This window comes from Devosia sp. Micro-HW1, from assembly GCF_056341075.1.
Window position 1 is genome coordinate 886753 of the sequence record NZ_CP094375.1, and the last position, 23075, is coordinate 909827.

Sequence of the window (23075 nt, forward strand, 5' to 3'; positions counted from 1 at the left end):
TTCCCCTTCATGACCGTCGCGCTTCACGCAGCAACAGCCAGACGAAATAGACGCCGCCCAGGCTCACGGTGACGATGCCCACTGGCAATTGCGTGGGCGCAAAGGCGCGCTGCGCCAGATAATCGGCACCGGCCAGCAGCAAGGCTCCCATTGCCGCAGAGGGCAGCATGGAAACGCCGGCCGATCCGGTGAGCCGCCGCGCCAGTTGCGGTGCAGCCAGTGAAATAAAACCGATGGGTCCGGCCGTCGCGGTCACCGTGGCGGTCAGCGCAACCCCGAGGATGAGCAGGCCGAGGCGATTGCGTTCAGCATCGACGCCAAGGGCCCGGGCGGCATCGTCGCCTAGCTCCAGCTGCGCCATGGGCCGGCTCATCAGCAATGCCAAGGGCACAAGGACCGCCAGGATGAGGCTGGCATAGCCAAGCCGTTCCAGCGTCATGCCATTGAGCGATCCGGCGCCCCAGATCGCCGCGGCCATCGCCACTTCCAGTTGAGCGCGCAGCAGCATCCAGGTGTTGAGCGAGGTCAACATGGCGGAAACGCCGATACCGATGATGATCAGCCGGAAACCCTGCACTCCGCGACGATAGGCGAGCATATAGACGAGCACTGCCGTGAGCATGCCGCCCACCAGCGCGCCGCTCGCGACGACGAGGTAGCCGCCGCCCAACATGGTGATAATGACCAGCGCGCCGGTGAAAGAGCCCGCGTCGAAGCCGATGATGTCAGGGCTCCCCAACGGGTTGCGCGTCAGCGACTGAAAGATGGCGCCGGACATGCCCAGCGCGGCCCCGAGGATCAGCGCCAGCGCCGTGCGTGGCAGCCGCCATTCGATCACGACCATGTGGATGCGCCCCTCGGCCTGCCCGATCAGGGCTCGGAACACCTCCAGCGCCGGCACATGGAATTCACCGGAGCCCAGGGTAGTCACCGCCACCACGAAGGCGAGGAGCAACAAAACCAGACACACACTGGCCGTCCTGAGGTCGATGCGGCCGGAAAACGCCTCGCCAAACAGGCGCAGAGGCCGCACCGGCCGACCAAAATCTATCGATCTGGACGACGCGTCGTCGCTCATAGCCCGCTCACTTTCCGGCGCCGTGCCAGGAGGATGAGCACCGGGGCTCCGATAAAGGCCGTGACGATCCCCACCTGTAGCTCGCCCGGCCGCATGACCACGCGGCCGACAATATCGGACACCAGCAGCAGGATCGGCGCCAGGACCAGCGTATAGGCAAAGATCCAGCGCTGGTCAGGACCCACAATCCAGCGTGCCACATGCGGCACCATCAGCCCGACAAAGCCGATCGGCCCCACCGCCGCCGTCGCGCCACCGGCCAGCAGTGTCGTGGAGACGATCGCGATTATCCTCGTACGCAGGATATTGGCCCCCAGCGACGAGGCTAGGTCATCGCCCAGTGCCACGGCATTCAGGGGCCGTGCAATGGCAAAGGCCAGAACCAGGCCGATGGCGATAAACGGCGAAACGGCCAGAAAACTGTCATAGCCAGGCGCGACAAGCGATCCGGCGCGCCAATGCCGCATGCGGTCGAAAGTCGTTGGGTTCAGCAGCGAAACGCCCGAGGTTACGCCCGATAGAACAGCGCCGATGGCAACACCCGCCAGCGTCAGCCGCGCCGGCGTTGCACCACGCGGTCCGGCCAAGCCAACAGCACAGACAAGTACGGTTGTGACGATGGCGCCCAGGAAGGCGAACCAGATATAGCCCGAAAGAGTGGTGATACCGAACACGCCAACTGCTATCACCACGAAGAAAGCCGCACCCGCATTGACCCCGAGAATACCCGGGTCAGCCAGCGGATTGCGCGAAAATGCCTGGATCAGCGCACCCGCCATTCCCAGTGCCATACCCACCAGCACCCCGAGCAGCGTACGGGGCAGCCGCAGCGCCTGAATAATTGCGTGGTCGTCACTGTCATCATAGGCAATGAGGGCATCGATGACTGTGCCGAGGGGAATATCCTTGGAGCCGATCGCGATACTCGCCAGAAATATGAGCGCCAGCACCCCTAGGGCAACGAGGAGCCACAGCATGCGGCCGGCATTGGTATCGGCTAGCCCGGGCCGTCGCGCCTCCTGCTCAGCCCTGTCCTGGCTGGTGACCGACGTGATGGCCATCCTGCTTCAAGTCCCCGACACGTTCCCCGGCCCTGCAATAGCAGATAACCTGACTAGAGTTATCCGCTTAACGCTTCCATTGCGCGCTGTCCACCGGGAAGGCCCGATTTTCGTGCCGTCGGCGACCAGGCCATCATCCCCGGCGGGCGAGCGGCCTATGATTAGCGAACCACGCCGCCGGTGCAGATTGCCCCAACGAGCAAGGTAGGCTCACCAACTGGCCGCGATATACTTGGTCTCGCAGAATTCGAGGATGCCGTGATGTGCACCTTCCCGTCCAAGGCCACTCTGCTTGGTACCACCGAATGGCGCCGCCGGATCGGACACCACACCGCGATTGAGGCCGACCATACCGCATTCCATGCGCTCGGACACGCGCAGCCCGCGGCTCAGGTCCGAGGTAAAGACATAGGAGATCAGCCCGAATTCGCTGCCATTGGCCGCCGCGACAACTTCGTCCTCGGTCTCGAACGTGGTGATTGCGGCAATCGGGCCGAAAATCTCCTGATGGGTGATCTCGGCGTCCGCAGTCACGTCCCGAAGTACCGTCGGCGGGAAATAGTACCCATCGCCTTCCATGGGCCGCCCCCCGACCACAGTCCTGGCGCCACGCTTTTCGGCATCGAGGACCAGCCCAGCAATCCGGTCGACAGCGGCCTTGTTGATCAGCGGACCGCACTGGGTCGCCGCGTTATAGCCAACGCCGACCGTGAGAGCCCCCATTCGCTCGGCAAGCCTGCTGGAAAACGCCTCGGCAATGCCGCTTTGCACATAGAAACGGTTGGCCGCGGTGCAGGCCTCGCCGCCATTGCGCATCTTGGCTACCATCGCGCCCTCGACGGCCTGGTCCAGGTCTGCATCATCGAACACGATGAAGGGCGCGTTGCCGCCCAATTCCATTGAGCAGGAAATCACCTGGTCGGCGGCCTCGCGCAGTAGCTTGCGGCCAACCTGCGTGGAGCCGGTAAAGCTCAGTTTGCGCACCTTGGGATGGTGCAGCATGGCACTGACGGTTTCACCGGCTTTCGACGTGGTGATGACATTGACCACGCCCTTCGGCACGCCGGCCTCCGCGTAGAGCTGCGCCAGTGCAAAGGCCGTGAGCGGCGTTTCCGTAGCCGGCTTCAGCACCACTGTACACCCGGCGGCCAGCGCCGGTGCAATCTTGCGGGTCGCCATGGCTGCGGGAAAATTCCACGGGGTAATCAACACTGCTACACCCATGGGCTGGTGCTCAACGATGATCCTGTTGGCGCCTGCGGGCGCCGTATAGATTTCGCCGTTGAGCCGCACGGCCTCCTCGGCAAACCAGCGGAAGAACTCGGCCGCATAGGTCACCTCGCCGCGCGCGTCGCTCAGCGCCTTGCCGTTTTCGAGGCTGATGAGTTCGGCCAGCATGTCCCGCCGTTCGATCATCAGCTCGAAGCACCTGCGAAGGATTTCCGATTTGGCGCGCGGCGCGGTCGCCGCCCAGGCCGGGCCGGCCGCATGCGCAGCCGCCACTGCCTCCAACGCATCCTCCACACTGGCGTCTGCAACTGCGGCAATGACCGCCCCGGTCGAAGGGTCGATCACATCTACCCGCTCGCCGCCCCTGCCCTTCCGCCATTCGCCGCCAATCAGCAGATCGGTTGGAATGGTCGTCAGGTCAAAACTCAGCTTCGCAGCAATGGACTGGATGGCATTCATGCTCACAGGGCCTCTCCATAGTCTCACTTTGATATCAAGCCTGGCCGCCGATCCGCAATGCGTCCCAGTCTGGTCCATCTCCCGGTTTTGAGTATATCTGGAAGAAGGACCCATCTTTCCCTCAGATTGACCTCACCAGGTCCGCACCGATCAAGATAGGTTTGACCGGCTGCAATTGAGGATGCAGTCAGTGCTTGCGGTAATTCAGGCTGAAGGTCAAACACGACGGAGATACGGGCGGAGCCCACATGAAAAAGAAGTCTGTGACACTCGTCGAAGTGGCCAAGCGCGCCGGTGTATCCACCGCCACGGTCAATCGTGTGCTCAAGCAAGATGGCTACATCTCCGAGGAGGCCCGTCAGAAAGTCCTCGCTGCGGTCGAGGAAACCAACTACCGCCCGAATATCGTGGCGCGAGGTCTCAAGACGCAGCGCACCACCACCATCGGCCTGATGCTCACCGCAATTACGGTCAATCCATTTTTCGTCGGCGTGGCCCATGCCGTCGAACTGGCAGCCATAGCGGCCGGCTACCGTGTGGTGATGTTCAACCATGGCGAAAACCCCGACAATGAGCGCAACGGCATCGAGAATTTCATCGCCCAGCGCGTGGATGCGGTCCTGTTCTGCACGGCGCTCAGCCGCGCCAATGTGGAGCTCCTCGCGGAGGCAGGCATTCCCGCCATCGAAATCGAGCGCTCCTCTAGCCCCTTGGTGCCCTGCGTCCGCGTCGACAACTATGTTGGCGCCCGCGCCGCAATCGACCATCTGGTCAGTCTGGGTCACCGCAGCATCGCCTTTGTCGGTGGTGATCCGAGGCTCTATGCAGCTGACGCCGGCCGCCAGCGCTCCGTGGAGGATGATCGCCTCGCCGCCTATCGCGACGGCCTCCGCGCTCACAACCTCACGGAACGCGAAGAGCTTGTCCGCCTCGGTCTCTACTACACGATTGAAGGCGGTGGCTCCGGCGAGGAAGGGCGCGCCCACACCGAAGCGCTGCTGGCCCTTCCCGAGCCGCCGACGGCTATTTTCGCCACATGCGACATCCTCGCCGCCGGGGTGCTTCAAGCGCTCTACCGCGCCGGCAGGCGCGTCCCGGACGATATTTCGGTAGTGGGCTTCGACGACACGCTGGCCGCGCAACTCGCACCTTCCCTAACCACCGTCACCCAACCCATTTCTGCCCTTGGCCGACATGCTTTCGGCATCGCGCTTTCAGCCATCAAGGGCGCGCAGTCGCCCCCGGAAATCGTTCTCCCGACCAGTCTGACCATCCGCCAATCCACCGGTCGCTCGACCTGAGCGAGGACGTTTGACAAGGTCCCCGACCACTGTTAACCATTGCATGTGTCAACGATGACACATGCTCTTTCGTGGAGGGAAGGGCGCTCGTAACGCACGAGTTTTTCAGGGAGGATTAGACTATGCGGCATCATTTGCTGTGCGCGACGGCGTTTGCCTCGCTCCTGCTGACGGCCCCCGCTTTTGCCCAGACGGTAACTTTCTGGCAGTTTTCGACCAATCCCAATGACATTGCTGCCTGGGAAGGCATCATCTCGGCCTTCGAAGCCGAGAATCCCGAGATCGATGTCGTCATGGAAATCGTTCCCTGGTCCGAGCAGCAGCAGCGCCTTGTGACCGCATTGACCACCGGCGGCCTGCCCGACGTCTCTATGCTTGGCAACAATGTCGTGGCCCAGTTCCAGGCCACCGGCGCCCTCGCTCCGCTGGACGACGCCTTTGCAGCCTATGATGCCGCCAACGGCACCAACGTTGCCGAGGACATCTGGCCCGGCGACAGGGGCTACTACAATCTCGGCGGCCAGTGGTGGGCCTCGCCGATCGCGGTCGAGACCCGCGCGCTCTATTACCGCAAGGACCTGTTCGAGGCAGCCGGCCTCGACCCCGAGGTGCCACCCGATACCTGGGAAGATCTGCGCGCTGCTGCCAAGACACTGACTGAAGCCTCGCCTGACGGCGTCTATGGCATCGGCCTGGGGACCAGCCTCGATTATTTCACCGTCCACAATTTCATGAGCGCGTATCTGGGCTACGGCGCCCGCATGCTCAACGATGACGGCACCTGCGGCTTCGACACGCCCGAGTTCAAGGAAGCACTCAGCGTCTATACCGGCATCGCCCTTGATGGATCGACCCATCCGGACGCCGCCAGCATGAACGGTGACACCTTCCAGCGCGGCTTCCTCGATGGCCGCTATGCCATGATCCTCATGCATCCCAGTCTCTATCGCGACCTGCAGACCGAGCAGCCGGAATGGCTCGATCAGGTGGCCATCGCCAAGGTTCCGGCCGGTCCGGTAAACCGGTCCGGATTCCTTGGCGGTTGGCCGCTCGTCCTGTGGGAAGCCTCTCAGAACAAGGAAGCGGCCGGCGAGTTTATCATGTTCGCCACCCATGGTGACGCGTTCAAGGAATTGGCGATTGCGGGCGGGTTCATCCCCGGCAGCATCTCGCTGGCTCAGGGGGCACCCTGGACCGAAGCCCCTTACCCGCTCTTCGTCGAGCAATTGCAGGATGCCCGCCCCTATCAGTATCCGAGTGAGGCCATCGCGCAGATGGGCCAGCTTGAAGTGGATACCATCCAGAAGGCCGTGCAGGCCGTGGCCCTGGGCCAGAAGGACGTCGACCAGGCGACCGCAGATCTCTGCACGGACATCAATACGGTGCTGCAGCGTTAGTTTCAGCCGCACCCTGCCCCGGGCGACAGTTCTCCCCGCCCGGGGCTCCTCCGGATCGTTGCCGAAGGCGCGCCTACCATGACCACTGAAACTTCCGAGGCCTATCCACGCCCGATTGGCGAGGTGGCCCTGCCCTACGCGCTCATCGCGCCGGCCATCCTCGTGGCCCTTGCCATCGCGGTCATTCCGCTGCTCTATGCGTTGTACCTGTCATTCCAGGATTGGTACCTGCTGCGCAACCCGCAGCCCGTATGGGGAGGGCTCGTCAATTTCCAGGCGCTTTTCGCCGATGCGGCGCTCTGGCGCGCATTCTGGCGCACCTGGGTCTGGACCCTGGGCACCGTGGCCGTCGAGATCGCGCTGGCCCTGCCCTTGGCCCTGCTGCTCAACCGCGACACACCCATGGCCAAGGCCGCTTCGGCGCTGATCCTGTTGCCCTGGGTCATGCCCTTCATCGTTCTGGGCTATGGCTGGCGCTTCCTGCTAGACAGTGAAGCTGGTCCCATCCACCACCTGCTGCAGGCCGTTGGCATTGCCGGGAACTCTTCGATCCTCAACGATCCCAACCTGGCTCTCGCCGTCATCATTTTCATCTCCGGCTGGAAGGGCATGCCCTTCATGGTCCTGGCGCTGCTGGCCGCGCTCAAATCCATTCCCGCCGAGCAGTACGAAGCCGCGGCCATCGACGGCGCCAGCCACTGGCAGCGCTTCACCACCATTACGCTGCCGTCCATCCAGAATACTGTACTGGTGATCGGCCTCGTGCTCGGTATCCTGGCTTTCTACAGCTTCGATCTGCCCTGGATCATGACCCGCGGCGGCCCCGGGGATTCGACGACCATCCTTGGCATTTCCATGTACAAGGCGGTCTTCACCGACCTTCGCCCCTCCTATGCCGCCGCCATCAGCGTCGTCATGCTGCTGGTCCTCGCGGTAGCCTCCTTCCTTTCGCTCAGGCTGCGGAGGCCGCAATGAACGAGACCCGACTGCGTGACCTGCTGCTCGACGCCGTCACCCTGGCCGCTCTCCTTCTCGTCCTCTCGCCGATCATCTGGGTGTTTATCGCCTCGATCCGGCCCGATGCCGACATCATGACTGGCGGCCTGATCCCGACACGTTTCACCTTCGACCACTTCCTCGCCATTTTCGCGCGCGGCGACTTCCTCATCGCTCTGCGCAACAGCCTCATCGTTGGCGTCGTGGTCTCCGTCTGCACAGTGCTGATCGCCGTCCCGGCCTCCTATTCGCTCAGCCGCTTTACCTATCTGGGCCGCGACTTCATGGGCTTCCTGATCCTGGCGACCCAGATGCTGCCTGCTGTCGCCGTGCTGGTGCCGATAGTCGTGCTGATCCGCTCGCTGGGTCTGACCAATACCCTGACCGCACTCACCTTCACCCACCTGGCGCTCGGCCTGCCCATCGCGGTTTGGATGCTCAAGGGTTATATCGACGCCGTGCCGCGCGAGCTCGAGGAAGCCTCGATCATCGACGGCTCTTCCCAGCTCGGCGCCATGTTCCGCATTACCCTGCCGCTGATCCGGCCGGCCGTCATCGCCGTCGGCACCTTCGCCTTCGTCCTGTCCTGGGGTGAGTTCCTCCTCGCCCTGGCGCTGATTTCAAAGACCGAGGTCAAAACCCTGCCGCTGGCCCTGCAAACCCTGTTCGATCCCTATTCCTTCAGCTGGGGCGAGGTGATGGCCGGTGGCGTCGTCATTGCCGTCCCCACGGTCATCCTCTTCCTCATGTTCAGAAACCAGCTCGTCGGCGGCCTGACCGCTGGCGGCATCAAAGGGTAATCCGCCAGTGTCGACCAACACTCAATCACTGTACTTTACTGGCCCCCGCGCGGTCGAAATCCGTGACGAGACCATCGAGGCACCGGCCGCCGGACAGGTGCGGTTGGACCTTCTCGTTTCCGGCATCAGCGCCGGCACCGAGCTCAACGTGTTCCGCGGCCTCGCCCCCCAGTGGCGCCAGTCGATGGACCCCAGGACACGCCTCTTCTCCGATGCGCATGGCTCGGACTGGAGCTGGCCGGCACGCTACGGCTATGCAGCCGTCGGCCATGTCGCTGAACTTGGCAGCGGCGTCACTGGCTTCAAGCCTGGCGATCTGGTCTTCGCCTATGTGCCCCATGGCCGCCATGCCGTCGTCAGCACCGACGCCGTCGTTCCGCTTGGCGATCTCGATGATGCCGAAATCGGCGTGTTCTTCGCCAATCTCAATACGGCGTACAATGGTGTTCTGGATGCCAATATTCCCCTCGGCGCCGACGTCGTTGTCAGCGGTCTCGGGGTCATCGGCCAGATGGTGACCCGTCTCCTCCGCCGCAACGGCGCCCGGCAGATCATCGTCGTTGACGGCATCAAGCAGCGCCGTGACGCCGCTCTGGCCGGCGGCGCCGATGTGGCGCTCAGCCCCGCCGATGGCCCGGTTGCCGAACGTGTCCGCGAGCTCACGGACGGCCGCGGCGCCGATACCGTCATCGAAGTCTCCGGCGCTGCGCCAGCCCTCAACGAGGCCATCCGCACCGCAGGCTTCAATGGCACCGTCGTTGCGATGTCCTGGTATGGCGGCACGTTTGAAAGCCTCAGCCTTTCCGGAGAATTCCACCACAATCGGCCGCGCATCATTTCTTCGCAGGTCGGCACCGTGAACCCCTTTCTCGGCCCCCTCTGGTCCACGTCCCGACGCGGAAAAATCGCCCTGGAATATCTCAGGACCCTGGCCCCGGATCTCAAGGGCTTTGTCACCCATCGCGTGCCCCTCGCCGAGGCCGGCCGCGGTTATAGCCTGCTCGACCAGGGTTCCCCTGATGTCATGCAGGTGCTCATAGACTACCGCAATTCCTGATCGGATCGACGACCATGAAACTCTCCGCCTGTATCGAATGGCTGTTTTCCGATGCCACGGACGACTTCGCCGAGCGCATCCGCCTCGCCAAACAATCGGGCCTTGAAGCTGTCGAGTTCTGGTTCTGGAGCAACAAGGACATCGACGCCATCGAGGCCGCCCTCCAGGAAACCGGCCTCAGCCTCAGCGGCTTCGTGGCCGAGCCGATGATCCCGCTCACCGACCCCGACAACCGGAACGCCTTTATCGCTGGCCTCCGCGGCTCGATCGCAACCGCCCAGCGCCTGGGCGCCAGGGTCCTGATCGCGCAGGCAGGCAATGACATCGAAGGCAAGACCCGCGCGGAACAGCGCCAAAGTCTCGTCGATACCCTTCGCGCCGCCGCCGATCTGCTCAAGGGCACCGGCATTCGCCTGGGCGTCGAGCCGCTCAACACCCTGATCGATCACAAGGGATATTTCCTCTCTTCGACCAGCGAGGCCCTCGACATAGTGGATGAAGTCGGACGCCCGGAAATCGGCATTGTCTACGACCTCTATCACTCGGCTGTCATGGGCGAGCAGATCGAGGACGTTCTGACCGGCCGCGTCGGCCACGTCCTGCATGCCCATGTCGCCGACCATCCGGGCCGCAACGATCCGGGCCACGGCCAGATCGACCTGGGTAGACGCCTCGGCTGGCTGTTCGCCAATGGTTATGACGGCGCGGTTGGCCTTGAATACAAGCCGGATGGCTCCACCGCCGAAACCCTGCCCCGCATTCGTGCGGTGCTCGAATCGGCCACCTGAACGGAGCCAGACGCATGTCGGACATCAAGGTCACCAATCTTCACAAGAGCTATGGCAGCGTCGAAGTCCTCAAGGACATCAATCTCGACATTCGCTCCGGCGAGTTCGTGATTTTCGTCGGCCCTTCCGGCTGTGGCAAATCCACCCTGCTGCGCTGCATATCGGGCCTCGAAAGCATCACGGACGGGCGGCTTGAGATCGGCGGCAAGGTCGTCAACCGTGTGGCGCCGTCAAAGCGCGGCATCGCAATGGTTTTCCAGTCTTACGCGCTCTATCCGCATATGAGCGTGCGCGAAAACATGGCCTATTCCCTACGCCTGCGCCGCGCCGGAAAGTCGGAAATCGAGAGCCGGGTCCGCGAGGCGGCCGCCAAGCTTCAGCTCGAACCCTATCTCGACCGCTACCCCAAAGAACTCTCGGGTGGTCAGCGTCAGCGCGTTGCCATCGGCCGCGCCATCGTGCGCGATCCGCAGGTCTTCCTGTTCGATGAGCCATTGTCCAATCTCGACGCAGCTTTGCGCGTGGCCACCAGGCTGGAGATCGCCAATCTCAAGGAATCCCTGCCGAACACTACCATGATCTATGTGACGCATGATCAGGTCGAAGCCATGACCCTGGCCGACCGCATCGTCGTGCTCAATGCCGGCCGGGTGGTCCAGGTGGGCACGCCCGAAGAACTCTACGAACAGCCGCAAAACACCTTCGTGGCAGGCTTCATCGGCTCGCCGAAGATGAATTTCCTCACCGGCGAGACAGCCACCGCCCATGGCGCCCATACGATCGGGATTCGTCCCGAGGACGTGCATATCGGACAGGGAAGCGACAATGGAACGATAGCGCACACGGAATACCTCGGCGCCGACACCTATGTTTACATCGCAGGCTTTGGTGATTCGCTGCTGACGGCCCGTGTCCTTGGAAAAGCGAACTTCGCCGTGGGCAGCCCGGTCAATTTCCACCTTGAGGAAAGCAAGGTCCACCGTTTCGACAGCGACGGAAGCCGCTTGAGTTGACCGTTTCAGCCCCGACCTGCCCACTGGCATGGCGCCGCATTGGCGCCAGCCTATGCTTGTGCCCGGATCTGAAACAGCAAGTGCTCTCCTCTGGCTCATCAGATAGACGCAGGCTCGTAGGCGGTCTGACAGGTTGTCGCGCAAGGGCTGATGTGGCGGACATGGTGGTTCGGCACGACAGCAATCCAGACCACCTTCAGCGCATTCAAAAAGCCCCTGGCCTCACATAGCGTAAACTCGGCGAAGCTACTTGCAACGCGGCGCCGCAGTTGCTAATACGTATCAGCGCTAATACGCATAAGCAGGCGCGGGAGGTAGATATGTCAGCGAAAAATCGCCTGACACAGAAGGATATTGCGCAGCTTGCCGGCGTCAGCCAGGCAACCGTGTCGCTCGTGCTCAATGACGCCCCCGCCGCCCAATCACGTATTCCCTCTGAGACTCGCAGCCGCGTTGAGAAGGTCATTCGCGACACCGGCTATGTGGCCGATCCGGTGGCCCGGCGCATGGCCAAGGGGCTCAACCGCATCCTCGGCGTCTTTACCTATGAACCGGCCTTTCCCTCAGCCCAGGCCGACTTCTACACCCCCTTCCTGCTCGGCATCGAAGAAGAAGCAGAAAACCAGGGCTACGACCTTTTGCTGCTCACCGCCGCCGATCGCGACGCCTCAGGGCGCAAGCGCATGTTCGGCGGCTCCAACCGCCTGCGTCTGGCCGATGGCTGCCTGATCCTGGGTGGCCAGTTCGACAATGAAGAACTGGCGCAACTGGTGGCCGGTGACTTTCCCTATGTGGCCGTCGGCCGCCGTGACGACGCCGGCGGTCCGGTCCGGTATGTCGGCGCCGACTACATCACCGCCACGGCCAGGCTGGTGGAACGCGCACTCTCCCTTGGCCACCGCGATTTTGCCTTTCTGGGCGCAAATCACACCACCGAATCCATCCGCGATCGGTGGGCCGGCTTCAGCAACGCGGTCACCGGAAACGGCCGGATCGTCCTGCATGACCCACAACAAGGCGTCGATCCGGGCCCGCAACTGGCGGCCGTGCGCGAGAGCGGCGCCAGCGTCGTCTTCTTCCAGGAATTGGCCGATGCCACGGCCTTTGCCGAAGCGGCGCAGGCGGCGGGCCTTTCGGTGCCAGGCGATCTATCAATGATCGTGCTGGGCAGCCGCGAGCGTGTCGAACGCCATGGCCGGCCGTTCACCTCCTACGCCATTCCTCGTGAAGAAATGGGGCGCCGTGCGACATCGGTCCTGGTCCGCACCCTGCTCGACCCCGATCTGCCGCACCAGGAACTGCTCGAATGCCAGATCGTCCCGGGCGACACCCTGGGACCAAAAATCAAGATGAAAGAAACGACCAAGTGACTGAACTCTCTGCAGATATCCTGATCGTCGGGGGCGGCCTCGGCGGTGTCGCGGCCGCCCTTGGCGCCCTGCGCAATGGCCGCAGCGTCATCATGACCGAGGAATTCGAATGGATCGGCGGCCAGCTGACCAGCCAGGCCGTGCCGCCCGATGAGCACAGCTGGATCGAGCAATTCGGCGCCACTGCCAGCTATCGCGCCCTGCGCGAAGGCGTCCGCCGCTACTATCGAGACTATTATCCGCTGACCAACGAGGCGCGCGCCAATCTCACGCTCAATCCCGGCGACGGCAATGTCTCGCGCCTCTGCCACGAGCCGCGCGTGTCGCTGGCGGTGATGGAAGCCTGGCTGGCGCCCTATGCAGCGGGCGGCAAGCTGACGATCCTCAAGCCCTACCGCCCCATTTCGGCCGATGTCGATGGCGACCGCGTGCGCGCCGTCACGGTCGAGCATCGCGATAGCGGCCGCCGCATCACCTGCTCTGCCGCCTACGTCATTGACGCCACCGAACTTGGCGACCTGCTGCCGATGACCGGTACGGAATATGTGACCGGTTTCGAGGCGCAATCGGAAACCGGCGAGCCCAGCGCGCCGGCCGAGGCCCAGCCTCACAACCAGCAGGCGGTGTCGATCTGCTTCGCCCTCGACCATGTGGATGGCAATCACACCATCGACAAGCCGGCCCGCTATGATTTCTGGCGCTCGGTGGCGCCGGAATTCTGGGGCGGGCCGCTGATCGACTGGAATTCGCCGCATCCGCGCACGCTGGAGCGCTCGAAGCGCTTTTTCCAGCCCAATCCCAATGACAGTCCGAATGGGGAAGTCGCCGATCAGCGCCGCAGCGCCGGTGACATGAGCCTCTGGGTTTTCCGCCGCATCGCGGCCCGGCACAATTTCAAGCCCGGCGCCTATGCCAGCGACATCTGCCTCGTGAACTGGCCGATGATCGACTATTTCGAGCACCCGATCATCGACGTAACACCGGAACAATATGCCGAGCGCCTGGCCGATGCCGCGAGCCTCTCCTATTCGATGCTCTACTGGATGCAGACCGAAGCCCCCCGCCCCGATGGCGGCGCCGGTTTCCCGGGCCTGCGGCTGCGCGGCGACATTACCGGTACCGAACATGGCCTGGCCATGGCCCCCTATATCCGCGAGAGCCGCCGTATCCGCGCCCTGTCCACCGTGGTCGAGCAGGACCTGTCGCTGGCGGTCCGCGGCGACCGCGGTGCAGTCCACTATCGCGACAGTGTCGGCGTGGGCATGTACCGCATCGACCTGCATCCCTCGACCGGCGGCGACAATTATATCGACGTGGGCGCCTGCCCGTTCGAAATCCCGCTTGGGTCGCTCATTCCGCGCCGCATGACCAACCTTCTGGCGGCGTGCAAGAATATCGGCACCACCCACATCACCAATGGCTGCTACCGGCTGCATCCGGTGGAGTGGAATATCGGCGAAGTCGCCGGCCTGCTTGCCGCGCATTGTCTCGAAAACGGCCTTACGCCGCATGCCGTCCATGCCGACGACACGCGCCTCACTCAATTCCAGACACATATCGAGCGTCAGGGCGTCGAACTGCGCTGGCCGGATATTCGTGGTTACTAGCTAATACGCATGAACAGGGAGGAAAACACCATGCGCAGGACTATTTTCACGACCACAATCGCCGCACTGGCGATCACGACGGGGCTTTCCGCCCCCATCATGGCGCAGGATCTGCGCATGGCTATCTGGAGTGCCAACGAAGCTCATCTGGCTCTTTTCAACGAAATCGCCGACGAATTCGAGGCCAGCCATCCCGGCGTAAATGTCACCTTCGACTCGCTGGCTTATGACGGCTATACCACGACGCTGACCACCCAGATCGCCGGCGGCAATGCCCCGGACCTGGCCTGGATTCTCGACTCGACCGCGCTCGACTTCATGGCCGCCGGTGCGCTCTATCCGCTCACCGACACCTTCACCAATACCGAAGGCTATGACCTAACCGAATTCCCGCCGGCCACGCTCAGCACCTGGTCACGCGACGGCGTGCAGTATCTCTACCCGTTCTCGACCTCGCCCTTCGGCATCTTCGTCAACAATGACATGATCCGCGCCGCCGGGGCCAAGACGCCCGCCGAACTGATCGAAGCCGGCGAATGGACCTGGGACAATGCCATCGCCACGGCCGAGGCGGTTTCCGCCACCGGCAAGCAGGGCCTGATCGTTCGTGACTTCGAATACAAAGCCTGGACCAACCTGGCGCAGATCTTCACCGCCTGGGGTGCCCGGCCGTGGAGTGCAGATGGCAAGACCTGCTCGATGAACTCGCCGGAAATGGTCGAGGCCATGACCTTCATCCACGACGCCATTTTCGAAAAGAAAGCCCTGCCCGGACCGGGCGTTTCGGCCGACTTCTTTGCCGGTGACGGCGCCATGACCATTACCCAGATCAGCCGCGCCTCGCTGCTGCCCAAGGAGAATGGCTTCGACTGGGACCTGGTGCCACTGCCGGCCGGTCCTAACGGTGACTATTCGTGGGTGGGTCGCGCCGGCATCGGCGTGCTCGCCAATGCCAAGAACCCACAGCTCGCCGCCGACTTCCTGGCCTTCTTCTCCAACAAGGCCAATGTGGAAAAGCTGGCACAGTTCTTCCCGCCGTCCCGCCAGAGCGTGCTGACCACCGAAGTGCTGGCCAAGGCCAATCCGTTGCTCTCGCCCGAACAGCTCGAAGCCGTAGTCATCCGTGGCGTTGCCACCGGTCAGTCGATGCCGCCGGTGCAGAACTTTGCCCAGCTCGACCAGACTGTGCGTGCGGCGCTGGATGCAATGTGGCAGCCTGATGCCGACGTTGCTGCGGTGTTGCAGACGGTCTGCGACCGTGCTGCGCCGCTCCTGGCGGCCAGCAACTGATCAAAGAGACCCGCCCAACGGGCCCTGGGGAGGGCGCGGAGATCGCGCCCTCCCCTCTCAGGAGCAGAGAGATCGACATGTCCCCAATCGCCGAACCCGTTCCGCTACCGGCCCGGCGCCCCTTCTGGACCATGGCGCGCAGGGATGCCGCCACCGGCTACCTGTTCATCGCGCCGCAACTGATCGGCATCATCGTCTTCGTGCTGATCCCGGTTGGCCTGGTCTTCTGGTACTCGCTGCATGAATGGAACGTGCTGGCGAATTCCTTCCGCTTCACCGGTGCCGCCAACTACCAGAAACTGCTCTCCGACCCGGTCCTGGGTGAAGTGATGAGCGTCACGGCGGTGTTTTCGATTGGGCTTTCCGTGCTCAACATGGGCATGGCCCTGGGGCTGGCGCTGCTGCTCAACCAGAAGCTGGGCGGCATGGTGATCTTCCGCACCCTGTTCTTCTCGCCCGTCGTCGTCTCGCTCGTGGCCTGGACCATCGTCTGGAATTTCCTGCTGCAGGACAATGGCGGCATCAACGGGTTGCTGCAGATGATTGGCGTCGATGGCCCCAACTGGCTGCGCCACCCGACCACCGCCATGATCTCGGTCATCGTCGTGCAGGCACTCAAGAATGTCGGGCTCAACATGATCCTGTTCCTGGCGGCCCTGCAGGGCGTGCCGCGCGAACTGTTCGAGGCTGCGCGGGTCGATGGCGTGCCCCGCTTCAAGCAGTTTTATCGCATCACCCTGCCGATGATCAGCCCGACCATCCTCCTGGCATCGATCGTCACCATTACCGGCGCGCTGCAGGTGTTTGCGCAGATCATGATCCTGACCCAGGGCGGTCCGGGTTTCTCCACCACCGTGCTGGTCTATTACCTCTACCAGCAGGCCTTCCAGTTCTACCTCTTCGGCTATGGCTCGACCCTCTCCATCGTCCTGCTCGTCATTGTCGGCGTCCTGACCTTCGTTCAGTGGCAGTTGCGCAGAAAGTTCGTCTTCTATGAAAACTGAGCTCAGTCCCCGTGCCCGGGTCGCCGTCTATGGCATCATGAGCGTGCTGCTCATCCCCTTCGTCTTTCCGACCTGGTGGATGGTCACCTCATCGGTCAAACCGGTCAGCCAGATCTTCGCCTTTCCGCCGGACCTGTGGCCAAGGGCCTTCGACTTCTCGTCCTATTCGGATGTGTTCAAGATCCAGCCCTTCGCCCTGCAATACTGGAATTCGGCCTATATCGCGCTCGTGGTGACCATTGGCACAATGGCCGTCGCGTCACTGGCAGGTTACGCCTTCGCGCGCATCCGCTTCCCCTTCGCCAACACCATTTTCATGGTGGTGCTGGTGGGCCTGTTGATCCCGTCTGAGGTGACGCTGGTGCCGCTGTTCCAGCTGTTCCTCAAGTGGGGGATGATCAACACCCACTGGCCGCTGATCCTGGTACCTATTTTCGGCGCGCCGGCAGTGTTCGCCACCTTCATCATGCGCCAGTTCTTCATCTCGCTCCCGGTGGAGCTGGAAGAAGCGGCGCGGGTGGATGGCCTCGGGCGGTTCAAGATCTTCTGGACCATCGCCCTGCCCCTGTCCCGTCCAGCCTTGGCGGCCGTGGCCATTTTCACATTCCTTGGCAGCTGGAACCTCTATCTCGAACCGATCATCTTCATTTCGAGTCCGGAGCGCTTCACCCTGCCCCAGGCGCTGACCCAGTTCACCGACGCCTATGGCGGGCCGATGTGGAACATCCAGCTCGCCGCCGCCACCATGACGGCCATCCCCGTCCTCATCGTCTTTATCGTCGCCCAGAAGCAGTTCGTCGAAGGCCTGGCACATACCGGCCTCAAGGGCTGACCAAGAGAAGCAAAAATGGCTCCTGTTACGCTCCGCTCCATCAAGAAAAACTACGGCTCGCTTGCCACCTTGCACGGCATCGACATCGACATTGCCGATGGCGAATTCGTGGTGCTGGTGGGTCCGTCCGGCTGCGGCAAGTCGACCCTGCTGCGCATGATCGCCGGACTCGAAACCATCACAGCGGGCGAATTGTCCATTGGCGGCCGCGTCGTCAACGAAGTAGAGCCCAAGGACCGTGATATTGCCATGGTGTTCCAGAATTATGCGCTCTACCCGCATATGACGGTGGCCACCAATATGGCCTTTTCGCTCGAACATCGTGGCGGCTCAAAGGCCGAGATCGCCGAACGCGTGAACTGGGCGGCGGATATTTTGGGGCTGAAGCCCCTGCTCGACCGCTATCCGCGCCAGCTGTCCGGCGGCCAGCGTCAGCGCGTCGCCATGGGGCGCGCCATCGTGCGCAATCCGCAGGTCTTCCTGTTCGATGAGCCGCTTTCCAATCTCGATGCCAAGCTGCGCGTGGTCATGCGCGGAGAGATCAAGGCGCTGCACCAGCGCCTGGGCGTCACCACGGTCTATGTGACCCATGACCAGGTAGAGGCCATGACCATGGCTGACCGGATCGTCGTGATGAGCGGTGGGCGGGTCGAACAGATCGGTGCCCCGCTCGACCTCTATGATCGCCCCGCCAATCTGTTTGTCGCGGGGTTTATCGGCTCGCCGGCCATGAATTTCATCCATGGAGCGATAACGCCTGACGGGTTTGTGGCAGGCGAAGTTATCCTGCCATTGGACGATGCGGGACTTGCCCGCAGGAAGGCGGTCTACGGTATTCGGCCTGAGGATATCGTGCTGACGGAAGACGGGTTGCTGGCAACGGTAACGCTGATCGAGCCGATGGGGTCGGAAACCCAGGTGACCATGACCCTGGCGGGTCAAACCATCATCGGCGTTTTCCGGGAACGTCTGGCAGCACGCCCCGGCGACAGCATCTGTATCCGTCCCGAGACCGGACGCGCGCATCTGTTCGATGCTGAAACCGGCGCACGGATCACCTGACGCGTTCATCGTTGCCGCGGAATTCAGCCAACGCCCGGCATCCGGAGCCATCCCTGAAGTCGGATGGTGTGTGTGGCGCCCCCGCAGCCCCTCGTCTCACGTCTACCGTTCGGCCCTGCCAATTTTCACCATCGGCAGGGCCTGTCGACGGATCGCCGCAGAAGCGTCGCCGAAACATGCGCTCTTGAAACGGCTGTGAGGGGGATGAAACGGCACCAACGGCTCAATCGCAAAACAGCATCTATCTCAGAGAGATAGATGGAGCGGGTAGCGGGAATCGAACCCGCGTATTCAGCTTGGAAGGCTGCTGCTCTACCATTGAGCTATACCCGCCGAAGGCGAAGCCATGGCTCCGATTAGCGCGAACCGGCCCGCGCTGGCAAGTGTGTGTGCCCCAGGCTTTCCACAATATGAATGCCAAAATGCATGCTGGACCAATTTCTTGCGGGAGAGTCGCCATAGGGTGTTGACACCTTTGCGACAGCCCACCATAAACCGCCCCGACGAAACGCGAGAGCGCTTCGCTTCCTGCCCGGAAATGTGGAGGGGTGGGAGAGTGGTTAAATCCATCAGACTGTAAATCTGACGCCTCAGGCTACACTGGTTCGAATCCAGTCCCCTCCACCACCCCAGCGACACTGAGCGAACACCCTTTGCTCCGGGAGCGCGTCCAGTTCGCCCTCGGCGACTTCTGCCGCGCCCGCAACAGTCCAGGCATTCGCGAACATCGCCCCTCCTTCCCTAACCTCTCCGTCGAGCCTGGACATGGCCCGGAACGGACAGGAACGTCCCTGGACAGGACAAATCCGTTTCGGCGGCAGAGGCCCCAGGTCATGGCCCGTGGCCGCTCCATGAAGCGCTGCAGGGCGTCGGCAAGGGCAACGCTGCACTGCCGAGCGTGGACGGCGCTCAACCCTCTCGACTCATCGCCCCTCCTCTGCTTCAAATTGTGGCCGGGAATTGGTCTCGGGGGACAAATTGAAAGCAACACGGAAGATGGCGTGCGCCCTGCAAATGGCTCTGGCGGCGTCGCTTGTCGTCACGCCTGCCCTGGCGCAGGACACGACAGACTGGGGCACGGTCGGCGACTGGTATATCGGCATCGACTCCACACTCGCCAATTCCTGCTTTGCTCTCAATGAATATGACGACGGAACGGTACTGCGCATCGGGCTGGACATGTCGGCTGAGGATGACCGCTGGTACATCATGTTCGGCAATGATCGCTGGGCTTCTATCGAGGAAGGCGGCGACTATGATGTCGCCCTGCAGTTCGACCGCGAGCCGGAATGGACAGCCGGTGCCACCGGCGTCAACATGGGTGGCGACGTCAACTTCCTTTATGTGTTCGGCTCGGACATCGACTTCTTCGATGAATTCGTGCGCAAGAACGCCTTGACCCTGTTCTACGATGGCTCGTCCATTGCCAAGTTGAGCCTCGCCGGCAGTGCGCGCGCCACGGGCGCCATGCTCGATTGCCAGGAGGCGCAGGTTTCGGCCCCGGCTGCGGACCCGTTCGCCGGCAAGAAGAAGAAATCGCGCACAGAGGCGGACCCCTTCGCCAACTGAGACCGGCTGCGGCCGTCCTTGCGGAAACATCGCAAAACCGCTACCGCTCCAGCCATGAGCCGCAACAAGTTTCCGCCCAAGCCCAAATACGATCCCGATACCGGTCCGGTCTATCTCTATGGCCTGCATACGGTGCGCGCCGCGCTGGATAATCCTGCGCGGCTCAAGAAGGAGCTGTTGGTCACGCCCAACGCCCTCAACCGTCTCAAGGAAACGGGCGCCCAGTTCGGCAAGGTGAAGGTCACCGAGACCAATCCCAAGGAACTCGACCGCCTGCTGGGTGGCGAGGCCGTGCATCAGGGCGCAGCTCTTGAGGTCGATCCGGTGAACCGCTTCGGCCTCGATGACCTGCACGAGCCGAAACTGATCGTCGTGCTGGACCAGCTGACCGACCCGCACAATGTCGGCGCGATCCTCCGCACGGCATGCGCGTTCGGCGCCGAAGCCGTGATCACCACGGCCCGTCATTCGCCGCGCGAAACCGGCGTCATGGCCAAGGCCGCCTCCGGCGCATTGGATCTGGTGCCGATGATCGAGGTCCGCAATCTGGGCGATGCGCTGGAAAAGCTCAAGGAACGCGGCATGTTGGTGCTGGGCTTTGACTCAGAAGCTGAAACCCCTCTTCGCCCCCGCACCGATTCCCGGCCCATGGCCGTGGTGCTGGGCGCCGAAGGCAAGGGTCTGCGCCAGCGCACCCGCGAGCTCTGCGACGAAATGGTCCGCCTCGACATGCCTGGCCCCATCAAGTCGCTCAATGTGTCCAACGCCGCGGCCATCGCGTTGTTCGCAGCTACTGCAGGTCGCACGTCATGAGTGGCTTCGAGCCTTTCGCCATCGCGCTTCGCCTGTCCGGCGTGACGATTTCACAGGCCGATCTCGATATGGCGCTCAAGCAGTTGAGCGTGCGCTTTGAGCCTGAAGATGCCGACAATAGCTTCTACGCCCAGGTCGACGTATCGGTGACCAATCCCGTTCGTGCCATTCTCGAGCTGGCCGAACGCTCTGGCGCGACCATCGCGGCCATGCTGGAAGACCGGCGCATCGGCAAGGCGGTACTCGACATCGCCTTCGACTACCCGGCCGAAGGCGAGGCCATGTCGGCGCGCCTTCCGGCCCACGCCGCGGCGGCCATTGCCGGATACGGGATCGACATTGAAGTTTCCGTCTATCTCACGGATGTCGAGGACGACGAGCAAGATTGAACTCATGGCTGTTGTAGCGAGCGGATCGAATTTTCCACTTTCGGCGCTACAGACTGCGCCAGACGCCTGCACGCGCTGAAAAATTTTTGATCGCGAGTTTGAGTGGTGCGATATCGGTCTTCCCAAGCCTGGAGGTAATCGCGACGACGGCGAGCGAGCCCGTATCACTCGTAAGCAGCTGCTCCACTAAGTCTGAGGACGGGGGCCATGGCTCAAATGGGGTGGTCAGCGGTCAATCACTTTTGGCGCCGCACTGGCAAAGAGCAGCCATTTGCGCTGCACCCCTACCGGCGGCTGATTTGGGGCAGAGATCGGACTGGCAGCTTTTAGTACCGGGCGCGCTGGGACCCGCGTTGAAGGCCCGTGCCAGGTCGCTATTCCCTCGACTTCTTCTCCGACACTGTGTGATAATGCCCCATACCTACCATCGCCAGGTCGGCATTGGGCCGTTATACCGTGGCTGCACACCCCACGGAGCATTTGAAAATCGCTTTGAAGGACCTGATGACCGCTGCGAACGTGGTCGCCTATTCGAAGGCAGCGATTGCCCTGGCGCGACGTGTGCACCGTCTCAAGGATGAGGGCTACGCCGCCATAGTTGTCCCGAGCCGCGGTGCGGTTCCCGTTCTGCAGGCTGCGCAATCCTATTATCGGTCGATTGTTGCACCCAACATGTCCGACGCGGACCAGGACGCGAACCGCATGAACCTGCTTTTCAGTCCTCTCGTAACAGAACTCGACATGCCCTTTACGGCCGATTCTGGATCGTTGGGGGTCGAGGGTCTCACGACAGCTCATATCCGGCGCTTTTGGGCCAAGGCCACAGCTGCCACGGTGCGGAGACAAGCCGACAATGTAAACTATCGACTCTACAGGTTTGCGAGGGACGAGGTCTGCAAAGTCGGTGGTCACAGCGCGCTGGAATTCAGAATGGACAGCGAGCGGATCATCTTCCTCGACACCGTGGTCTCCGGGCGGGCTGTGGCTGAGATTGTCGAGGGTTTTGACGACGAGGGGATGACGCAGGTCCACTATGTTCTGCTTCTTGATGAGAGTGGGAATCGGATGCAGTCCCCATACAAGGAGAAAATCCAGGCTTTGGCAGCGGCCGGGAGAGCGACGCTCATAGCGGTGCCGTCCTTGTTCACGGAAGACCAAGGACCGGCGGTGAGCGGGGTGTGGAGCGTAGTGATTCCAAAACTGATGGAGGTTGCCCGTGCCGACAGCCTCTTTTCGTCAGGCGACGTGGGCGCCGGCTTTTATTATTACGAGGTGCAAAAGCGCAAAGACGAAACCAATGCGGATGTGACCGTCGCAATAGCCCGCATGTCGACCCTGCTGTTTGCGGCCCTTCATTCCGCAGCGGATCTCGAAGAGGTGATGGAGGACCTGGACCACTTCAAATCTCGCTTCAAGAGCGATCTCGACTTCGATCACTTCGAAAGATCGAAAGACGGCCACGCAGGCACCGTTGATCGCTTCCTTGCCGGGTATCTGGAGCATATCGACGGCAAGGCTCTATTCAATCAACACAATACCCTTGATTTGGCGCAGGCACGAATCCTAGCCGGCACTGACATCAAGAGGTCTGAGCTCTCAGTCGATGTTTCGTCATCGCACTGCTTGAGGCTTCACATCCCAGAGGCGGCCGCCGTACGATATTTCAAGAAATTTAAAGACTCTTTGGGCCAGCCTTACTGGGCAGACGCGAGCCATCAAATGCGTGCTTAGCAATATTCAAGGTCAATTCAACGCACGTCACCACAGATAATCTACAATATTCATAAAGCTATATTCAATTCGTGAGCTACAGCGCGTGCTTTCAGAATCTAACGACGAGAATATTTTGTTGAAGTGGGTGTAGGTTGCAGATTTAGCCTGCCCGCCTCTGCTCAAGCGTTCTCCGATAGACCTGTCACGAAAATGAACCGGGGGTGCCTGGGCGGTTCCAGACTTTGG

Annotated in this window: 20 protein-coding genes and 2 tRNA genes; 18 read left to right on the top strand and 4 right to left on the bottom strand. The window is 62.2% G+C overall.

Going from position 1 to position 23075, the window contains the following annotated elements:
* Nucleotides 1-7 precede the first annotated feature (7 nt).
* The 3 genes from MQW79_RS04150 to MQW79_RS04160 all read right to left on the bottom strand — a co-directional run bounded on the left by MQW79_RS04150 (nucleotide 8) and on the right by MQW79_RS04160 (nucleotide 3828).
* Nucleotides 8-1078, bottom strand: a complete 1071-nt coding sequence (locus MQW79_RS04150) for a FecCD family ABC transporter permease (protein ID WP_476586991.1) — start codon at nucleotides 1076-1078, stop codon at nucleotides 8-10.
* On the bottom strand, nucleotides 1075-2139 hold the full coding sequence (locus tag MQW79_RS04155; RefSeq protein WP_476586992.1) for an iron chelate uptake ABC transporter family permease subunit: 1065 nt from the start codon (nucleotides 2137-2139) through the stop codon (nucleotides 1075-1077). The genes MQW79_RS04150 and MQW79_RS04155 overlap by 4 nt, the downstream gene beginning before the upstream one ends.
* Nucleotides 2140-2349: 210 nt before the next feature.
* Nucleotides 2350-3828: an NAD-dependent succinate-semialdehyde dehydrogenase gene (locus tag MQW79_RS04160; RefSeq protein ID WP_476588182.1), complete on the bottom strand. Its 1479-nt coding sequence runs from the start codon at nucleotides 3826-3828 to the stop codon at nucleotides 2350-2352.
* 248 nt (nucleotides 3829-4076) lie between these two features.
* Between MQW79_RS04160 and MQW79_RS04165 the strand changes: the two genes are divergently transcribed.
* From MQW79_RS04165 to MQW79_RS04225, 13 genes are all read left to right on the top strand, one after another.
* Nucleotides 4077-5129, top strand: a complete 1053-nt coding sequence (locus MQW79_RS04165; protein ID WP_476586993.1) for a LacI family DNA-binding transcriptional regulator — start codon at nucleotides 4077-4079, stop codon at nucleotides 5127-5129.
* 122 nt (nucleotides 5130-5251) lie between these two features.
* Entirely contained in the window at nucleotides 5252-6526 is a 1275-nt protein-coding gene (locus MQW79_RS04170) for an ABC transporter substrate-binding protein (RefSeq protein WP_476586994.1), read from the top strand.
* Between the two features lie 78 nt (nucleotides 6527-6604).
* On the top strand, nucleotides 6605-7501 hold the full coding sequence (locus tag MQW79_RS04175; RefSeq protein ID WP_476586996.1) for a carbohydrate ABC transporter permease: 897 nt from the start codon (nucleotides 6605-6607) through the stop codon (nucleotides 7499-7501).
* Nucleotides 7498-8322, top strand: coding sequence for a carbohydrate ABC transporter permease (locus tag MQW79_RS04180; RefSeq protein WP_476586997.1), 825 nt, complete (start codon nucleotides 7498-7500; stop codon nucleotides 8320-8322). Before MQW79_RS04175 ends, MQW79_RS04180 begins: the two co-directional genes overlap by 4 nt.
* 7 nt (nucleotides 8323-8329) lie before the next feature.
* Nucleotides 8330-9379 carry a zinc-binding dehydrogenase gene (locus MQW79_RS04185; protein ID WP_476586999.1) on the top strand — a complete coding sequence of 350 codons (1050 nt, stop codon included), beginning with the start codon at nucleotides 8330-8332 and terminating at the stop codon, nucleotides 9377-9379.
* Nucleotides 9380-9393: 14 nt separating this feature from the next.
* Complete coding sequence (locus tag MQW79_RS04190; RefSeq protein WP_476587001.1) at nucleotides 9394-10167, top strand: hydroxypyruvate isomerase family protein; 774 nt, start codon at nucleotides 9394-9396, stop codon at nucleotides 10165-10167.
* Nucleotides 10168-10181: 14 nt separating this feature from the next.
* Nucleotides 10182-11180 carry an ABC transporter ATP-binding protein gene (locus MQW79_RS04195; protein ID WP_476587002.1) on the top strand — a complete coding sequence of 333 codons (999 nt, stop codon included), beginning with the start codon at nucleotides 10182-10184 and terminating at the stop codon, nucleotides 11178-11180.
* A 320-nt stretch (nucleotides 11181-11500) separates the two neighbouring features.
* Nucleotides 11501-12550 (top strand): LacI family DNA-binding transcriptional regulator, encoded by a 1050-nt coding sequence (locus tag MQW79_RS04200; protein WP_476587003.1) that lies wholly within the window; start codon nucleotides 11501-11503, stop codon nucleotides 12548-12550.
* Complete coding sequence (locus MQW79_RS04205; protein ID WP_476587005.1) at nucleotides 12547-14157, top strand: FAD-dependent oxidoreductase; 1611 nt, start codon at nucleotides 12547-12549, stop codon at nucleotides 14155-14157. The genes MQW79_RS04200 and MQW79_RS04205 overlap by 4 nt, the downstream gene beginning before the upstream one ends.
* Before the next feature lie 30 nt (nucleotides 14158-14187).
* On the top strand, nucleotides 14188-15447 hold the full coding sequence (locus MQW79_RS04210) for an ABC transporter substrate-binding protein (RefSeq protein ID WP_476587007.1): 1260 nt from the start codon (nucleotides 14188-14190) through the stop codon (nucleotides 15445-15447).
* A 77-nt stretch (nucleotides 15448-15524) separates the two neighbouring features.
* The gene (locus MQW79_RS04215; protein WP_476587008.1) at nucleotides 15525-16451 is read left to right on the top strand and encodes a carbohydrate ABC transporter permease; all 927 of its coding nucleotides are present in this window, start codon (nucleotides 15525-15527) and stop codon (nucleotides 16449-16451) included.
* Nucleotides 16441-17283, top strand: coding sequence for a carbohydrate ABC transporter permease (locus MQW79_RS04220; RefSeq protein WP_476587010.1), 843 nt, complete (start codon nucleotides 16441-16443; stop codon nucleotides 17281-17283). Before MQW79_RS04215 ends, MQW79_RS04220 begins: the two co-directional genes overlap by 11 nt.
* A 15-nt stretch (nucleotides 17284-17298) precedes the next feature.
* Nucleotides 17299-18345 (top strand): ABC transporter ATP-binding protein, encoded by a 1047-nt coding sequence (locus MQW79_RS04225; protein WP_476587011.1) that lies wholly within the window; start codon nucleotides 17299-17301, stop codon nucleotides 18343-18345.
* Between the two features lie 259 nt (nucleotides 18346-18604).
* On the opposite strand, the gene MQW79_RS04230 is transcribed toward MQW79_RS04225, so the two are convergent.
* Nucleotides 18605-18678 (bottom strand) — tRNA-Gly (locus MQW79_RS04230).
* 209 nt (nucleotides 18679-18887) lie between these two features.
* On the opposite strand from MQW79_RS04230, the gene MQW79_RS04235 reads away from it, so the two are divergent.
* From MQW79_RS04235 to MQW79_RS04255, 5 genes are all read left to right on the top strand, one after another.
* Nucleotides 18888-18972 (top strand) — tRNA-Tyr (locus MQW79_RS04235).
* Between the two features lie 387 nt (nucleotides 18973-19359).
* Complete coding sequence (locus MQW79_RS04240) at nucleotides 19360-19914, top strand: hypothetical protein (RefSeq protein WP_476587012.1); 555 nt, start codon at nucleotides 19360-19362, stop codon at nucleotides 19912-19914.
* Between the two features lie 54 nt (nucleotides 19915-19968).
* Nucleotides 19969-20727 (top strand): 23S rRNA (guanosine(2251)-2'-O)-methyltransferase RlmB, encoded by a 759-nt coding sequence (gene rlmB, locus MQW79_RS04245; protein WP_476587014.1) that lies wholly within the window; start codon nucleotides 19969-19971, stop codon nucleotides 20725-20727.
* The gene (locus MQW79_RS04250; protein WP_476587016.1) at nucleotides 20724-21116 is read left to right on the top strand and encodes a hypothetical protein; all 393 of its coding nucleotides are present in this window, start codon (nucleotides 20724-20726) and stop codon (nucleotides 21114-21116) included. Before rlmB ends, MQW79_RS04250 begins: the two co-directional genes overlap by 4 nt.
* A gap of 504 nt (nucleotides 21117-21620) precedes the next feature.
* Nucleotides 21621-22847, top strand: coding sequence for a hypothetical protein (locus tag MQW79_RS04255; RefSeq protein ID WP_476587017.1), 1227 nt, complete (start codon nucleotides 21621-21623; stop codon nucleotides 22845-22847).
* Nucleotides 22848-23075: the final 228 nt, after the last annotated feature.

What these genes read in the sequence shown, in the direction of transcription:
- MQW79_RS04150 (WP_476586991.1), bottom strand. Translation starts at nt 1,078, where the DNA reads ATGAGCGACGACGCGTCGTCCAGATCGATAGATTTTGGTCGGCCGGTG.
- MQW79_RS04155 (WP_476586992.1), bottom strand. Translation starts at nt 2,139, where the DNA reads ATGGCCATCACGTCGGTCACCAGCCAGGACAGGGCTGAGCAGGAGGCG.
- MQW79_RS04160 (WP_476588182.1), bottom strand. Translation starts at nt 3,828, where the DNA reads ATGAATGCCATCCAGTCCATTGCTGCGAAGCTGAGTTTTGACCTGACG.
- MQW79_RS04165 (WP_476586993.1), top strand. Translation starts at nt 4,077, where the DNA reads ATGAAAAAGAAGTCTGTGACACTCGTCGAAGTGGCCAAGCGCGCCGGT.
- MQW79_RS04170 (WP_476586994.1), top strand. Translation starts at nt 5,252, where the DNA reads ATGCGGCATCATTTGCTGTGCGCGACGGCGTTTGCCTCGCTCCTGCTG.
- MQW79_RS04175 (WP_476586996.1), top strand. Translation starts at nt 6,605, where the DNA reads ATGACCACTGAAACTTCCGAGGCCTATCCACGCCCGATTGGCGAGGTG.
- MQW79_RS04180 (WP_476586997.1), top strand. Translation starts at nt 7,498, where the DNA reads ATGAACGAGACCCGACTGCGTGACCTGCTGCTCGACGCCGTCACCCTG.
- MQW79_RS04190 (WP_476587001.1), top strand. Translation starts at nt 9,394, where the DNA reads ATGAAACTCTCCGCCTGTATCGAATGGCTGTTTTCCGATGCCACGGAC.
- MQW79_RS04195 (WP_476587002.1), top strand. Translation starts at nt 10,182, where the DNA reads ATGTCGGACATCAAGGTCACCAATCTTCACAAGAGCTATGGCAGCGTC.
- MQW79_RS04200 (WP_476587003.1), top strand. Translation starts at nt 11,501, where the DNA reads ATGTCAGCGAAAAATCGCCTGACACAGAAGGATATTGCGCAGCTTGCC.
- MQW79_RS04210 (WP_476587007.1), top strand. Translation starts at nt 14,188, where the DNA reads ATGCGCAGGACTATTTTCACGACCACAATCGCCGCACTGGCGATCACG.
- MQW79_RS04215 (WP_476587008.1), top strand. Translation starts at nt 15,525, where the DNA reads ATGTCCCCAATCGCCGAACCCGTTCCGCTACCGGCCCGGCGCCCCTTC.
- MQW79_RS04220 (WP_476587010.1), top strand. Translation starts at nt 16,441, where the DNA reads ATGAAAACTGAGCTCAGTCCCCGTGCCCGGGTCGCCGTCTATGGCATC.
- MQW79_RS04225 (WP_476587011.1), top strand. Translation starts at nt 17,299, where the DNA reads ATGGCTCCTGTTACGCTCCGCTCCATCAAGAAAAACTACGGCTCGCTT.
- MQW79_RS04240 (WP_476587012.1), top strand. Translation starts at nt 19,360, where the DNA reads ATGGCTCTGGCGGCGTCGCTTGTCGTCACGCCTGCCCTGGCGCAGGAC.
- rlmB (WP_476587014.1), top strand. Translation starts at nt 19,969, where the DNA reads ATGAGCCGCAACAAGTTTCCGCCCAAGCCCAAATACGATCCCGATACC.
- MQW79_RS04250 (WP_476587016.1), top strand. Translation starts at nt 20,724, where the DNA reads ATGAGTGGCTTCGAGCCTTTCGCCATCGCGCTTCGCCTGTCCGGCGTG.
- MQW79_RS04255 (WP_476587017.1), top strand. Translation starts at nt 21,621, where the DNA reads ATGACCGCTGCGAACGTGGTCGCCTATTCGAAGGCAGCGATTGCCCTG.